Consider the following 12294-nt stretch of genomic DNA (forward strand, 5'->3'; position numbering starts at 1 on the left):
GCACCGTCACCGGCCGACACCAACCAGACCGTGCGGCTGGAGCGGCCGACCCCCGACCCGCGGCAGTAGCCGTCGCGGGGGGGGGGGGCGCCCCCCCCCCCCCCCGCCACCGGCTGGTCGACCGCCGTGTCAGCGCGAGCCGGAGGACGCTCGGCGCCTGCGGCTCAGCACCGGTGCGGCGGTGCCGGCCGCGAGCAGGACCGCGCAACGGACGAGCAGGGCGAGGACTCCGCGCACACCGGTCCCCGGCGCGTTTCTCCGCGCGCTCCGTCAGCACGCGGAGAAACTCTCGACGTATTCACGAATCGGGCCCGTCCCCCCTGCGGACGGCACTTCTCTGCAGACAGGGGGAATTGCAGAGACGTGCCGTCCGCCGGTTCGGGCCGATACCGGAGAAGAAGAGCAGGGCGTCGATTTCAGGGGGATCGACGTTCGTTTCTCCTCCGATGCGGAGAAAGTTACGGCACGTCGAACGGCGACCACTCCACCGTTCGGACCATTAATGATCTTTAAATTCGCTTAACCCACAGGTCGGGAGGGGTGGCGTCCAGCGGTCAGGCACCGCCCTCGAACAGGGCGGGCGGAGCGCCGTCGGCCGAGGCGGCGGGGGCGTCGGCGAGCGCGAACCGGTCGCGCAGTCTGCCGTAGAAGTCCGAGGGGCGCAGCCGCAGGAGCCGCGCCGTGCGGTCGGAGGGGTGCACGGAGATCCAGTCACCGGGGTCGAGGACGGCGCGGAGCTGCCCGTCGACGCTCAGCGCGACCTGGCCGGAGTGGTCGAGCACGCGCAGGCCGACGGCCTCGTCCGCGGACATGATGAGGCTGCGGTTGAACGCCATGTGCGGCGCGACGGGGGTGAACACCAGCGCGCGCAGCCGCGGGGACAGCACGGGGCCGCCCGCGGCGAAGCTGTAGGCGGTGGAGCCGGTCGGGCTCGCCACCACCAGCGCGTCGGCCGAGTAGGACGCGAACAGCCGACCGCCCACGTAGACGCCGACGCTGGCCTGGCGGTCGCGCGCGAGCTTCTCCAGGACGATGTCGTTGACGGCGGTGACGTCGACGGCGACGCCGCGCCCGCCGGTGTCCGGGCGGCACAGGGGCGGCGCGAGCACCGCTCCCCTGCCGTAGCGCAGCAGCTCCTGGATGCCGTCGGGGACGGACAGCGGGCGGGAGGCGCGCAGGCCCAGCAGCAGCCGCGACTCGATTTCCACCCGGTCCTCGCCGTAGGCGGCGAGCGCCTCGGGGATCTCCGCCGGTTCGATCTCGGTGAGGAAGCCGACGCGGCCGACGTTCACACCGAGCACCGGCGCGTCGTCCTGCACGGCGATGCGGACCCCGCGCAGGAACGTGCCGTCGCCGCCGATGGTGACGATCAGGTCGGGGTGGCCGGACGCCTCGGCCTCGTCGTGGGCGCTGCGCCGCGCGCCGCCGTCCTGCTCCCAGACGTCCATCTCCGCCACGGACACGCCCCGCTCGGCGGCCCACTCGCGCACGACCTCACCGGCCGCGACCGCGGCGGGCCTGCCCCGGTGCACGATCAGCCCGATCCGCCGACACACCATGCGCTTCTCCCGTCCCGAGCCGTGGCACCGATCTTGCCACCCGACCAGTGGGTTGCATCAAGCTAGTGACTCCTCCCAGCGTCGCTCGCATCATGCGACGAACCAGTTTCCGCGACGTGGAGTGCCCGGTCGCCCGCAGCCTCGAAGAGGTCGGCGAGTGGTGGAGCATCCTGATCCTGCGCGACGCCTTCCACGGGCTGCGGCGCTTCGACGAGTTCGCCACGAGCCTCGGCGTGACCGCGACCGTCCTCACCCGGAGGCTGACCACGCTGGTCGACAACGGCCTGCTGGAGCGGCGGCGCCACAGCGAGCGGCCACCACGCGACGAGTACGTGCTCACCGGCAAGGGCAGGGACTTCCAGCCCGTGCTGCTGGCCCTGCTGGCGTTCGGCAACCGGCACCTGTCCGGGCCGGACGGTCCCGCGCTGGTGGTCCTTCGCCGGGGCGCACGGCGGCCTGCTCGCCGCGCACGGCCTCACCGCGATGCGCGCGCGACTCGACGACGTCCGGCCGGTGCGCACGCTCAGCGCCCACTTCTTCGTCCCGGTGGACGACCGTCCCCCGGCCCACACCGCAGTTGTGGAGCGCGCGGCGGTCGGCACGACCACCACCTCGTTCTCCGCGCGGCAGGGCGACGGCGTGGCCCCGATCGGCACGGCCGTGTTCGGCGCTCTCCCGATGAGCGGCGGGCCGCGCCCGGAGCTGGTGGCGTGGATGCGCTTCGCCGACGGGCGGCCGGTCGACGCCGAGTCCGCGGTGCTGCTGTCCGACGCGCTGCCGCCCGCGCTGTTCGCCACGTGGACCACGCCGCGGCCGGTGCTGTCGGTGGACCTGACAGTGCACCTGACCGACGCGCTGGACGACGGCGCGCGCCACGGGTGGGCGCGCTCGCCGTGGCGCGTCAGGTCAGGCGCGTGGTGAGCGCCCGGCGGTGAGCCCGCTCGTCGCACCGCCGGACCGACCCGGCTCCGTCCCCCGGCCGCAGCCGGTCGGCTGACCGGCTCACCTGCGTCGCAGCAGCTTCACCAGGATCAGCAGCGCGGCCACGGCCGCCGCGGCGGCGGCCACCGGCACGGGCCTCTTGCGCACCTCGGCGGAGTACGTCCGCACCTGTTCCGTCGCCGCGGAAGCGGTGTCGCGGGCGCGGTCGGCGGCGTCGGAGGCCACGGACGCGGCGTTCTCGACGACGCGGCTCGCCGTCTCGGTGGCGCGGTCGGCCACCGTGCCACCGAGCTGCGCGGCCTGATCCGAGGCGGCCGACACGGTCTCCTGGACCTTCTGGGCGACCTGCTCGGTCGAGCCGGTCCGCTCGTCCTGGTCGTCGGCGCCGGTCTCGCCGGTCGCGCCGGTCTTCGCGGGCTCCTCGGCCCCGCCGGTCGCGCCGGTCGCGCCGGTCTTCGCCGGCTCCTCGGCCCCGCCGGTGGCACCGGTCTTCGCCGACTCCGCGGCCCCGCCGGTCGCACCGGTCTTCGCGGGCTCGTCGGCTCCGCCGGTCGCACCGGTCTGCTCGGTCCTGCCGCCGGGAGCGGGCGTCTCCTTCTTGGCCCTCTCTGCCGCCTGCGCGACCTTCTGGACCTTCTCCGCCGGGGTCCTGGTCGTGTCGGCGATCTGCTCCTGCACGCGCCGGGCGTCCTCGCGCGCCAGGGCGGGGTCGGCGGGCAGCTCGGACGCCTCGGCGGCCGTGTCGCTGGACGTGCGCTGGCCTGCGGACTCGGTCATCGGTATCCCTCCGTCGGTGATCTCGTCACCCACCTACCCGAACCGCGCGTCCGGCAACCATCGACGCGTCCGTTCGGGCGTTGTGCCTCGCGGGTGCATCCGTTCACCGCCGGGAGTGGGAAGATCATCGCCCCGACCGGGTGACCAACAGGAGAGCAGTCGCGGTGACGACCACGGCGCGGAAGCGGAAACGCGGTACGCGCACCGACCTCGTGCGCATCAGGGTGAGCCGCCTGGTGATCGCACTCGTCCTGCTCGCGGCGGCGGCCCGGCTGGTCCAGGTGCAGGGCGTGCGGGCCGCGGCGCTGTCCGCCGAGGCCGAGCAGCAGCGCACCATCACCGAGACCGTGCAGGGCCTGCGCGGGACCATCGCCGACCGCAACGGCATCAGCCTCGCGTTCAGCGTGTCCACCCGGAAGCTGTGGATGAACCCGGTGGTGCTGCGCGGGGACTGGAAGGCCAACCCCGACTCCTACCGGGCGCTGAAGCTCGGCAGCACCTACGAGGAGTACACCGCGCGGCTGGCGGCGAAGCTGCACATCGCCGTCGGCGGGCGCGTCCCGGAGGACTCGCTGCTCGCGTCGATCCGCTCCGACCGCGGCTACGTCGTGCTCGCCGACGACGTGGACCCGGTGCTCTCGGCCGAGGTGGTCGAGCTGTACCCGTCGGTCGGGACCGAGGTGCGGCAGCGGCGGGTGTACCCGTCCGCGCCGGTCGGACAGGCCGTCGTCGGGACGGCGAACTGGCGGACCGACGCGACGCCGCCCGGCATGTACGGCCTGAGCGGCCTGGAGAGCTCGTGGGACGGGCGGTTGCGCGGCGTCGACGGCAAGCGGATCTACCAGATCGCGCGCTCGCGCGACGACCTGGAACTGCCCGGCGCCTCCCGCACCGTCGAGCAGGCCGTGCCGGGCTCGAACGTGCGGCTGACGCTGGACGCCGACCTCCAGCACCGCGCCCAGTCGCTGCTGGAGGACCACGTGGCCCTCAGCGGCGCGACCTCGGGCGCCGCGATCGTCGTGGAGGTCGCCACCGGCGAGGTGCACGCCCTGGCCGTGTCCGGCGAGCTCGACCCGGCCCGCACGGCGTTCGAACCCGGCGCGGCGGCGTCGATCGCCGCCGAGGCCGCCGCGGTCGAGCAGGGCGTCGACTCCCCCGCCGACGTGGACGCGGAGCGGTTCGCCGCGCTGCTGGACCGCTGCGGCCTCGGCGAGAGCACCGGCTCGGGACTCCCCGGCGAGACCGGCGGACGGCTGCCGCCGCACAACCAGTGGTCGGCGGCGACGCTGCCGGGACTCGTCGCCGGTGAGGGCGTCGAGACGACCCTGCTCCAGCTCGCCGGGATGTACCAGGCGATCGGCAACGAGGGCCTGCGGCTGCCGCCGTCGGTGGTCAAGGAGGAGCGCCGCGCCGACGGCACACCCGTCCCGCTGACGAGACCGGACCCGGTGCAGGTGGTGAGCCCGCAGACGGCGCGGGCCGCGCTCGCGGCGCTCCCGGAGACCGGCGCGGCGCGGGCGTTCCCCTCCGCCGGCGCCGAGGGCCGCTCGCGGCACCTGGACCGCGGCACCGGGCAGACGTGGCTGCGCGACGTGTTCGCCGGACTCGTCCCCGCCGAACAGCCGCGCTTCGCGCTGGCCGTGGTGCTGCACGGGCAGATCGCGGAGGCCCGCGCGGAGCCGGTGTTCCACGACGTCGCCGCGGACCTGGTGTTGCGCCACGGCATCCCCGCACCGCCCTGACGTGCCAGAACGGCGGGTGACCGCGCGCGTGCGCGCGGTCACCCGCCGTTCCGCGGTGCCTCAGCTGGCGACGGCCAGCAGGTCGCGGTTGCGCTCGGGGTCGCGGAGCTGCTTCAGGGCGATCTTCTCCAGCTGGCGGATGCGCTCCCTGGTCAGGCCCAGGTGCTTGGCCACGTCCTGGAGCGTGCGCGGGTGGTCGTCGTCCAGGCCGAAGCGCATGCTGATGATCAGCGCCTCGCGCTCGGGCAGAGTGCGCACCAGGGAGCGGAGCTCCGCGTGCACGGCCTCCTGCTCCAGCAGGGCCGACGCCACGGGCACCTCGGAGTCCTCGATGAGGTCACCGATGCTCGTGTCGCCCTCGGCCCCGACCGGGGTGTCCAGGCTGATCGTCTCCCGCGACGCGCGCCGCAGGTCGGCGATCTTGTTCTCGGGCACACCGGCCTCCCGGGCCAGTTCGGCCGGGGTCGGGTCGCGGTTCAGCGTCAGCGCGAGCTTGCGCTCCAGCCTGGTGTACTTCGCCAGCTCCTCCACGACGTGGACGGGCAGGCGCACCGTGCGGGTCTGCTCGGCCAGCCCCCGGCCGATCGCCTGACGGATCCACCAGGTCGCGTAGGTCGAGAACTTGAAGCCCTTGGTGTAGTCGAACTTCTCCACGGCGCGGATCAGCCCGATGTTGCCCTCCTGGATCAGGTCGCCCAGCGGCAGGCCGCCGCGGAACTGCTTGCGGACCAGCGACACCACCAGCCGCAGGTTCGCCCTGATCATGTGGTCCTTCGCGGTCACGCCCTCGCGGGCGATCGTCCGCAGGTCGCGGCGCCGGTCGCGGTCGAGCTCGCGCCCGCCCCCGTCGGCTCGGCGCAGCAGCTCCTCGGCGTAGAGTCCCGCCTCGATGCGCTTGGCCAGCACGACCTCCTCGTTCGCGGTGAGCAGCGGGGTGGCCCCGATCTCCCGCAGGTAGTAGCCGATGGGATCGGGCTCGTCCTGACGGCCGGGGCCGCGACGCCCACCCCGCACAGCGACCTTCTCCTGAACGGACACGCGCACACCTCCTCAGACCGCAGAACGGCAGCGCGAGCCGTCCAGGGTGATTCCTCCGACACGAGGGAACCCGCCGCTCACGTCCCCGGTGAGCCGGGCGGTCGATCACCGGCCGAGTGCCGGTTCCTCCTCCTTCAACGCCGTGGCGCCCAGGTGAATTCCGTGTGTGACCGGCGATTCACCGGTGCGTCGACGACCCGTCGCGGGTACCTCTTCACGACGCCGAAAGACCACAACGCACGGCCGGTCGGGTGAGTTCCCGAGCGACAGGGGAACATGTGCACCACCGATACCGTCGCACTACCCCTGGAGGAACACGCCCATGCCCCTGGACGCGAACGAAGACCGGACCGGCTTCGCCGAGCTGGCGCTGCGGCCCGAGCTCCTCGGCGCGCTGTCCGGCCTCGGCTACGAGGAACCGACGCCGATCCAGCGCGAAGCCATTCCCCCTCTGCTGGAGGGGCACGACCTGCTCGGACAAGCGGCGACGGGCACGGGCAAGACCGCCGCGTTCGCCCTGCCGGTCCTCCAGCGCATGGAGAAGGACCGCAGCGCCACGGCGCCGATGGCCCTCGTGCTGGTCCCGACCCGCGAGCTGGCCGTGCAGGTGTCGGAGGCGGTGCACCGCTACGGCAAGGACATCGGCGCACGCGTGCTGCCGATCTACGGCGGCCAGCCCATCGGCCGGCAGCTGCGCGCGCTGGAACGCGGAGTCGACGTCGTCGTGGCCACGCCGGGACGTGCGATCGATCACATGGGCCGGGGCACGCTGAACCTGGACCAGCTGAAGATGGTCGTGCTCGACGAAGCCGACGAGATGCTCGACATGGGCTTCGCGGAGGACATCGACCAGATCCTCCAGGCCGTGCCGGAGCAGCGGCAGACCGTGCTGTTCTCCGCGACGATGCCGCCGCGCATCGACCGCATGGCGCGCAGCCACCTCCGGGAGCCGGTGCGCATCCAGATCGGCCGGGAGACCACGCCGCAGGGCGAGGCGCCCCGCGTGCGCCAGGTCGCCTACGTGGTGTCCCGCGCGCACAAGCCCGCGGCGCTGGGCCGGGTCCTCGACGTCGAGGCGCCCACGGCGGCCATCGTGTTCTGCCGCACGCGCGACGAGGTCGACCAGCTCACCGAGACCCTCAACGGCCGCGGCTACCGCGCCGAGTCGCTGCACGGCGGCATCAGCCAGGAGCAGCGCGACCGGGTGATGAACCGGCTGCGCGCCGGTACGGCCGACCTGCTGGTGGCCACCGACGTCGCGGCCCGCGGCCTGGACGTCGACCAGCTCACGCACGTGATCAACTACAACGTGCCGTCGGCACCGGAGTCCTACGTCCACCGCATCGGCCGGGTCGGTCGCGCGGGGCGCGAGGGCGTGGCGATCACGCTGGCCGAGCCCCGCGAGCACTCGATGCTCAAGACGATCGAGCGGGTCACGAAGCAGAAGATCGAGATCGAGAAGATCCCGACCGTCGCCGACCTGCGCGCACGGCGGCTGGAGCTGACCAGGGCGGCGCTGCACGAGAGCCTGCTGGAGGACGACCTGGCGTCGTTCCGGGTGGTCGTGGAGTCGCTGACCGACGAGTTCGACCTCGTGGAGGTCGCGCTCGCCGCGGTCAAGCTCGCGCACGAGGCCAGCGGGGCCGCCGCCGACGAGGAGGAGATCCCCGAGGTCGCGCCGCGCACCGAGCGGCCGCGCCGCGAGCAGAGCGGACCCGGTGGCGTCGGCGGCGCTCGTCGCGGCCGGGGCCCCACGGCGGGGATGACGCGGCTGTTCGTCGGTGCGGGCCGCGCGGCCCGGATCCGCCCGCAGGACCTCGTCGGAGCCATCGCCAACGAGTCGCGGCTCAACGGCCGCGACATCGGCGCGATCGAGATCGCCGACCGGTTCTCGCTGGTGGAGGTGCCGGAGGAGGCCGCGGAGGACGTCATCTCGGCCCTGCGCGGCGCCACCATCAAGGGCAGGCGCGTGCAGGTCCGCCGGGAGCGCGACACCACCGCCTGAGGTCTGTTCCACCACGGGTGTGGTGGTCGGGTCACCCGACCACCACACCCGTGGTGCTCACCCGAGCGGGCGACCCTTTTGACGTGCGCCGGAGGGGTACCCGTCCGAAACTCGGTTCATGTGCATCTACCGAGATTTCGACGAGGCGGTGAACATGAGCGCCTCGGAGTTGCGGCGCTGGCTCGGAACCAGGGAGTCCAGATCCGTCGGCCAGGTCGCCGAGGACGGCGACCACTCCGGACGGCGCGTCGTCGACCTGCTCCAGAAGCGCGTGTCCGACCTGACCGAGTCCGACACCCAGACCATGCGCGGGATCGTCGGCTACGTGCACCGGCACCTGGCGCAGAAGCCCGGCGGCGACGTCGCGCGCAGCCGCTGGCGCTACTCCCTCATGAACCGGGGGCACGATCCGCTGAGGGACTGACCGCCTCGGACGCCGTCGCCTCCGCCACGCGCGCGTGCAGCCTCGACCGCACCTCGTCGGGCGTGTAGGCGCGGCGCTGCCGCTCGGAGCGGGCCACCACGGCCCCCGTCGCGGCGACGCCGACGAATCCGGCCAGGCCGAGCAGCTTCCACCAGCGCATCTGCCTAGGCTACACAGCATGGCGGAGACGCGGATCACCCTGGACGAGGCTGTCAACCTGACGCGGACCGGTGACGTGTGGCTCTTCCGCGGGCAGTCGCCCGCCGACCGGGCCATCCGGATGACCACCAACAGTCCCGTGAACCACGTCGGCATGTCGGTCGTGCTGGACGACCTGCCGCCGCTGATGTGGCACGCGGAGATGGGCCGGTCACTGCCCGACGTGTGGACGGGCACGCACCAGCGCGGCGTGCAGCTGCACGACCTGCGCGACGCGGTCGTCACCTGGGCCCGCAAGTACGGCCAGCGGGCGTGGCTGCGGCAACTGGAGTTCGACCACACCCGCGAGTCCGACGACGCGCTGCTGCGCACCATCGCCCGGCTCGACGGCACCCCCTTCCCCTCGACGGCACGCCTGGCCTCGCGCTGGCTGCGCGGCCGGCTGCCGAACCTGCGCGGCCCCAGGCCCGACGGCGACCTGGAGACGGCGTACTGCGCCGAGGTCGTCGCCGTCACCTACGAGGCGATGGGACTGCTGCCCGCCGGCAAGCGCGCCAGCTGGTACGACCCCGGCCGCTTCTGGAGCGGGGACGACCTGGAGCTGTCCGGCGGCACGCTGAGCCAGGAGATCGCGGTGGACGTGCTGGACGCGGAGATCCCGGAGCGCGTGAGCTGAGCAGGACTGCCGCGGTGTCCGATCGCCGCTCGTGCGCAGACGGCGGTCCGGGTGCTCCGCCCCGGTCGTCCCGTCTCGCTGGACCACACGCTCCGCGAGTTCCGCGTGCGGTCCAGCGAGGCGGCGGACGACCGGCGCACCCCCGCACCGCGCCCACCCCCGTGCGCGAGTCGACCGTTCAGGCACCGCCGGCCGAGCTTCCGCTCCCCGCTACGGGGCCACCACCGCGGCTGTGCCGTCGCGGTTGACCAGGACTCCGGGGCACAGGTTGCGGGCGGCCAGGTCCCGCACGATCCGGCTCACCGCGTTGACCGTGGTCGTGTAGCCGTCGTGCATCAGGACCACGCCGCCCGCCTGCGCCCTGGCGGCCGCGGCGACTATCTGGTCCGTGCTCGCGTTGTTCCAGTCCTGGCTGTCCACGCTCCACAGGACCTGCGCCAGCCCCTGGCTCCTGGCGATGTTCTGCACCGTCCCGTTGGTCTCGCCGTACGGCGGGCGGAAGAGCGTCGGCGACCTGCCGATGATCTGCTGGGTGATCTGCTGCGTGCTGCTGATCTCCTGCTGGACCTGGCTCGTCCCCAGCTGCGTGAGGTGCGGGTGCGACCACGTGTGGTTGCCGACCGTCATGCCGGCCTGGTTGATCCTGCGCAGCAGGTCCGGGTACTGCTGCTCGCGGGAGCCCAGTGTGAAGAACGTGGCCTTCGCGCCCGCCGCTTGCAGCGCGTTGAGCAGCGCGGGGGTCGACGACGGGTTGGGTCCGTCGTCGTAGGTGAGGGCGACGTAGCCGTTGCACGCCGCCGCGTCCCGCGGTGCGGCGGTGGCGGCGGGAGCCATCAGCGAGGCCCCCAGCAGCAGTCCCAGAGCCGACGTGCAGGACGACCGCACCACGCGGCCGAGTACGCGTCCAGACATCCTTCCTCCTCGAAGGACGACCGGAGCCGGGCAGCGGAGCGGCACTCCGGTGGGTGGAACTCCACCGTGCCCGTGCTCTCCTCGCCGGGCAATGCGTTTCGGAAACTTTTCGATAGGTATCACCCGACCGGGTGGACGCACTGCGGCGGCAGCCCGACAGGATGCCGCACGCCCGGTCGTCGCGCGTGACGTGTCCCACGGAGGAGTGGTTCGACACCGCAAGATCGGGGGGTGGTTGCGCCGGACGGGGGCGAAGAGGACAGCATGAACCCATGAGCTCGACTCCGATCTACGACGAACTGGCCGCCATCCACCTGGCCGATCTGGACGCGCCCGCGTCCGATCCCCGGCCCGAGGATCCGGTCACGGCGACACGTCAGACACCCGTGCCGCCGGCCGCGCCCGCGGGTGGACGACGGCGGCGGCCCGAGACCGGAGCCTGACGCTCCCTTGCCCCGCGCGCCGCCGTCCGCTTCGGTGGGCGCATGGGACACGAGATCGTCGTACCGGGCGCGAGCGCGCCGCTGACCGGACCCGCCGCCGTCACGCAGGACGACGGCGTGGTGACCGTCGTGGCCGGACCGCGCACGGACCTGTTCGTCTCGCCGGGCGGAGCGCCACCGGTGCTCACGGCCCCGCGCGCGCTGACGCCGGTGCGCGGCGACTTCGCGTTCTCCGCGAGGGTGAGCTGCGACGGCACCGCGACGTTCGACGCCGCGGTGCTGCTGGCGTGGGCGGGCGAGGACCGCTGGGCGAAGCTGTGCCTGGAGCGCTCCCCCGCCGACGTGTTCACCGTCGTGGGCGTGGTGACGCGCGGGGTGTCCGACGACGCGAACGCGTGGGTCGTGCCGGGCACGTCGACGTGGCTGCGGATCTCGCGGCACGGACCGGCCACGGCCTTCCACGCCTCGTCCGACGGCCGCCGGTGGGACCTGGTGCGCCAGTTCGCGCTCGGCGAGGACACCGAGCTGTCGATCGGCGTGCTGGGTCAGTCGCCGACCGGCGAGGGCTGCACGTCCCGCTTCGAGGACCTGCGCGTCGTGCCGGAGGGCGTCGCGGAGATCCGCTCGGGCGAGTGACGTGCCGGAGCGGGCGACGGGCCCGCTCCCCCACCGGTCAGGCCGGGCGCAGGACGAACACACCCCACCCGAGGTGCTCGCGCGCGAGCAGGTGGCCCCGTCGCGAGCGCGTGAGGAACTCGCGGACCCCGTCGTGGTCGGGGTCGTCGGGGTTGGCCCTGAGCCACTCGTCCAGCGCCCACCACTGCGGCGCGACGTAGCGGTCCCAGCTGCCTCCGTCGGCGAGGACCATCTCGATCAGCTCGACACCCGCCGCGGTGAACCGGTCGAGCGTGCCGGGCAGCGAGGTGAACATCTCCTCGGGGAAGCCGAACGCGTCGAGCACCTCCTGCGGCGGGGGCGAGGTCCAGCAGGGCTCGCCGACGAGCAGCAGCCCGCCGTCGCGCAGCGCGGGCCTCATCAGCTCGATCGTGCCGGCGAGGCCGTCGCCGATCCACGTGGCGCCCAGGCAGGACACCACGTCGAAGGACGCGGGTTCGGCCACGTACCGCGCCGCGTCGCCCCGCACGAAGCGCACCTGGTCGGTGACGCCCAGCTCGGCGGCCCTGGCGTGCGCGGCGGCGAGGAAGACATCGCTGATGTCGACGCCGACGCCGTGGACGCCGTGACGCAGCGCCCAGGTGCACAGCATCTCGCCCTTGCCGCAGCACAGGTCGAGCAGTCGTCGTCCGGCGGAGAGCCCGGTCAGCTCCCCCAGCAGGGCGACGTGGTGTTCGGAGACGGGGTTGAGAATCCGGTTGCGGGACTCGGCGATCTCGTGGAAGCGCAGCGACACGACGTTCTCCGTGCTCGAGGAGGGACCGGCCGGACACCGTCGACGACACCCGCACCACGGTCGTCCCGCGTCCTCCTTCTCGTCCACGATCCGTGCCGGACCCGCGACCGTACCGGTGGAACGGGGGTCGGCCAACCGGTTTCCCGGCCGCACCGCCGACGGGCGGTCCGCGGCCCGGACGGCGGTGGTGGTGGCCGGTGAGAACC

The 12294-nt window shown here is 73.4% G+C and carries 13 protein-coding genes and 2 pseudogenes; 9 read left to right on the forward strand and 6 right to left on the reverse strand.

What is annotated here, in order from left to right; genetic code table 11:
* Window positions 1-554: 554 nt before the first annotated feature.
* Window positions 555-1559: an NAD(+)/NADH kinase gene (locus IMZ35_RS04610; protein ID WP_199439681.1), complete on the reverse strand. Its 1005-nt coding sequence runs from the start codon at window positions 1557-1559 to the stop codon at window positions 555-557.
* Window positions 1560-1651: 92 nt separating this feature from the next.
* Between IMZ35_RS04610 and IMZ35_RS32055 the strand changes: the two are divergent.
* The 3 genes and pseudogenes from IMZ35_RS32055 to IMZ35_RS32065 form a co-directional block, all read left to right on the forward strand.
* Window positions 1652-1951, forward strand: a pseudogene (locus IMZ35_RS32055) (winged helix-turn-helix transcriptional regulator); the annotation flags it as partial.
* A gap of 40 nt (window positions 1952-1991) precedes the next feature.
* Window positions 1992-2216 (forward strand): annotated as a pseudogene (locus tag IMZ35_RS32060) (acyl-CoA thioesterase domain-containing protein); the annotation flags it as partial.
* Window positions 2217-2237: 21 nt separating this feature from the next.
* Window positions 2238-2480 (forward strand): hypothetical protein, encoded by a 243-nt coding sequence (locus tag IMZ35_RS32065; RefSeq protein WP_368857012.1) that lies wholly within the window; start codon window positions 2238-2240, stop codon window positions 2478-2480.
* Window positions 2481-2561: 81 nt separating this feature from the next.
* Here the strand turns inward: IMZ35_RS32065 and IMZ35_RS04620 are convergent, their stop codons facing one another.
* Entirely contained in the window at window positions 2562-3278 is a 717-nt protein-coding gene (locus tag IMZ35_RS04620) for a hypothetical protein (protein WP_199439683.1), read from the reverse strand.
* A 164-nt stretch (window positions 3279-3442) separates the two neighbouring features.
* On the opposite strand from IMZ35_RS04620, the gene IMZ35_RS04625 reads away from it, so the two are divergent.
* The gene (locus IMZ35_RS04625; protein ID WP_199439684.1) at window positions 3443-5020 is read left to right on the forward strand and encodes a penicillin-binding transpeptidase domain-containing protein; all 1578 of its coding nucleotides are present in this window, start codon (window positions 3443-3445) and stop codon (window positions 5018-5020) included.
* Between the two features lie 60 nt (window positions 5021-5080).
* On the opposite strand, the gene IMZ35_RS04630 is transcribed toward IMZ35_RS04625, so the two are convergent.
* Complete coding sequence (locus tag IMZ35_RS04630) at window positions 5081-6058, reverse strand: sigma-70 family RNA polymerase sigma factor (protein WP_199439685.1); 978 nt, start codon at window positions 6056-6058, stop codon at window positions 5081-5083.
* A 322-nt stretch (window positions 6059-6380) separates the two neighbouring features.
* Between IMZ35_RS04630 and IMZ35_RS04635 the strand changes: the two genes are divergently transcribed.
* Together IMZ35_RS04635 and IMZ35_RS04640 are read left to right on the forward strand one after the other, a co-directional pair.
* Window positions 6381-8063, forward strand: a complete 1683-nt coding sequence (locus IMZ35_RS04635; protein WP_199439686.1) for a DEAD/DEAH box helicase — start codon at window positions 6381-6383, stop codon at window positions 8061-8063.
* Window positions 8064-8181: 118 nt separating this feature from the next.
* Complete coding sequence (locus IMZ35_RS04640) at window positions 8182-8487, forward strand: DUF3140 domain-containing protein (protein WP_199439687.1); 306 nt, start codon at window positions 8182-8184, stop codon at window positions 8485-8487.
* Here the strand turns inward: IMZ35_RS04640 and IMZ35_RS04645 are convergent.
* Window positions 8453-8647: a hypothetical protein gene (locus IMZ35_RS04645; RefSeq protein WP_199439688.1), complete on the reverse strand. Its 195-nt coding sequence runs from the start codon at window positions 8645-8647 to the stop codon at window positions 8453-8455. The two genes, IMZ35_RS04640 and IMZ35_RS04645, sit on opposite strands and share 35 nt — an antisense overlap.
* Window positions 8648-8665: 18 nt before the next feature.
* Between IMZ35_RS04645 and IMZ35_RS04650 the strand changes: the two genes are divergently transcribed.
* Entirely contained in the window at window positions 8666-9322 is a 657-nt protein-coding gene (locus IMZ35_RS04650) for a hypothetical protein (RefSeq protein ID WP_199439689.1), read from the forward strand.
* Window positions 9323-9532: 210 nt separating this feature from the next.
* Here the strand turns inward: IMZ35_RS04650 and IMZ35_RS04655 are convergent, their stop codons facing one another.
* Entirely contained in the window at window positions 9533-10234 is a 702-nt protein-coding gene (locus tag IMZ35_RS04655; protein ID WP_229370738.1) for a polysaccharide deacetylase family protein, read from the reverse strand.
* 272 nt (window positions 10235-10506) lie between these two features.
* On the opposite strand from IMZ35_RS04655, the gene IMZ35_RS04660 reads away from it, so the two are divergent.
* Window positions 10507-10677, forward strand: a complete 171-nt coding sequence (locus tag IMZ35_RS04660; RefSeq protein WP_199439690.1) for a hypothetical protein — start codon at window positions 10507-10509, stop codon at window positions 10675-10677.
* A gap of 42 nt (window positions 10678-10719) precedes the next feature.
* Window positions 10720-11313, forward strand: a complete 594-nt coding sequence (locus IMZ35_RS04665; protein ID WP_199439691.1) for a DUF1349 domain-containing protein — start codon at window positions 10720-10722, stop codon at window positions 11311-11313.
* A 37-nt stretch (window positions 11314-11350) separates the two neighbouring features.
* On the opposite strand, the gene IMZ35_RS04670 is transcribed toward IMZ35_RS04665, so the two are convergent.
* A complete protein-coding gene (locus tag IMZ35_RS04670) occupies window positions 11351-12088 on the reverse strand; it encodes an SAM-dependent methyltransferase (protein ID WP_199439692.1) in 738 nt (245 codons plus the stop codon).
* Window positions 12089-12294: the final 206 nt, after the last annotated feature.

Source organism: Umezawaea beigongshangensis, from assembly GCF_016464305.1.
GTDB classification, from domain to species: domain Bacteria; phylum Actinomycetota; class Actinomycetes; order Mycobacteriales; family Pseudonocardiaceae; genus Umezawaea_A; species Umezawaea_A beigongshangensis.

Bases quoted from the DNA above. Each gene is read 5' to 3' on its own strand.
- IMZ35_RS04665 (WP_199439691.1), top strand. From the start codon at position 10,720: ATGGGACACGAGATCGTCGTACCGGGCGCGAGCGCGCCGCTGACCGGA.
- IMZ35_RS32065 (WP_368857012.1), top strand. From the start codon at position 2,238: ATGAGCGGCGGGCCGCGCCCGGAGCTGGTGGCGTGGATGCGCTTCGCC.
- IMZ35_RS04650 (WP_199439689.1), top strand. From the start codon at position 8,666: ATGGCGGAGACGCGGATCACCCTGGACGAGGCTGTCAACCTGACGCGG.
- IMZ35_RS04640 (WP_199439687.1), top strand. From the start codon at position 8,182: ATGTGCATCTACCGAGATTTCGACGAGGCGGTGAACATGAGCGCCTCG.
- IMZ35_RS04660 (WP_199439690.1), top strand. From the start codon at position 10,507: ATGAGCTCGACTCCGATCTACGACGAACTGGCCGCCATCCACCTGGCC.
- IMZ35_RS04620 (WP_199439683.1), bottom strand. From the start codon at position 3,278: ATGACCGAGTCCGCAGGCCAGCGCACGTCCAGCGACACGGCCGCCGAG.
- IMZ35_RS04635 (WP_199439686.1), top strand. From the start codon at position 6,381: ATGCCCCTGGACGCGAACGAAGACCGGACCGGCTTCGCCGAGCTGGCG.
- IMZ35_RS04655 (WP_229370738.1), bottom strand. From the start codon at position 10,234: ATGTCTGGACGCGTACTCGGCCGCGTGGTGCGGTCGTCCTGCACGTCG.
- IMZ35_RS04610 (WP_199439681.1), bottom strand. From the start codon at position 1,559: ATGGTGTGTCGGCGGATCGGGCTGATCGTGCACCGGGGCAGGCCCGCC.
- IMZ35_RS04645 (WP_199439688.1), bottom strand. From the start codon at position 8,647: ATGCGCTGGTGGAAGCTGCTCGGCCTGGCCGGATTCGTCGGCGTCGCC.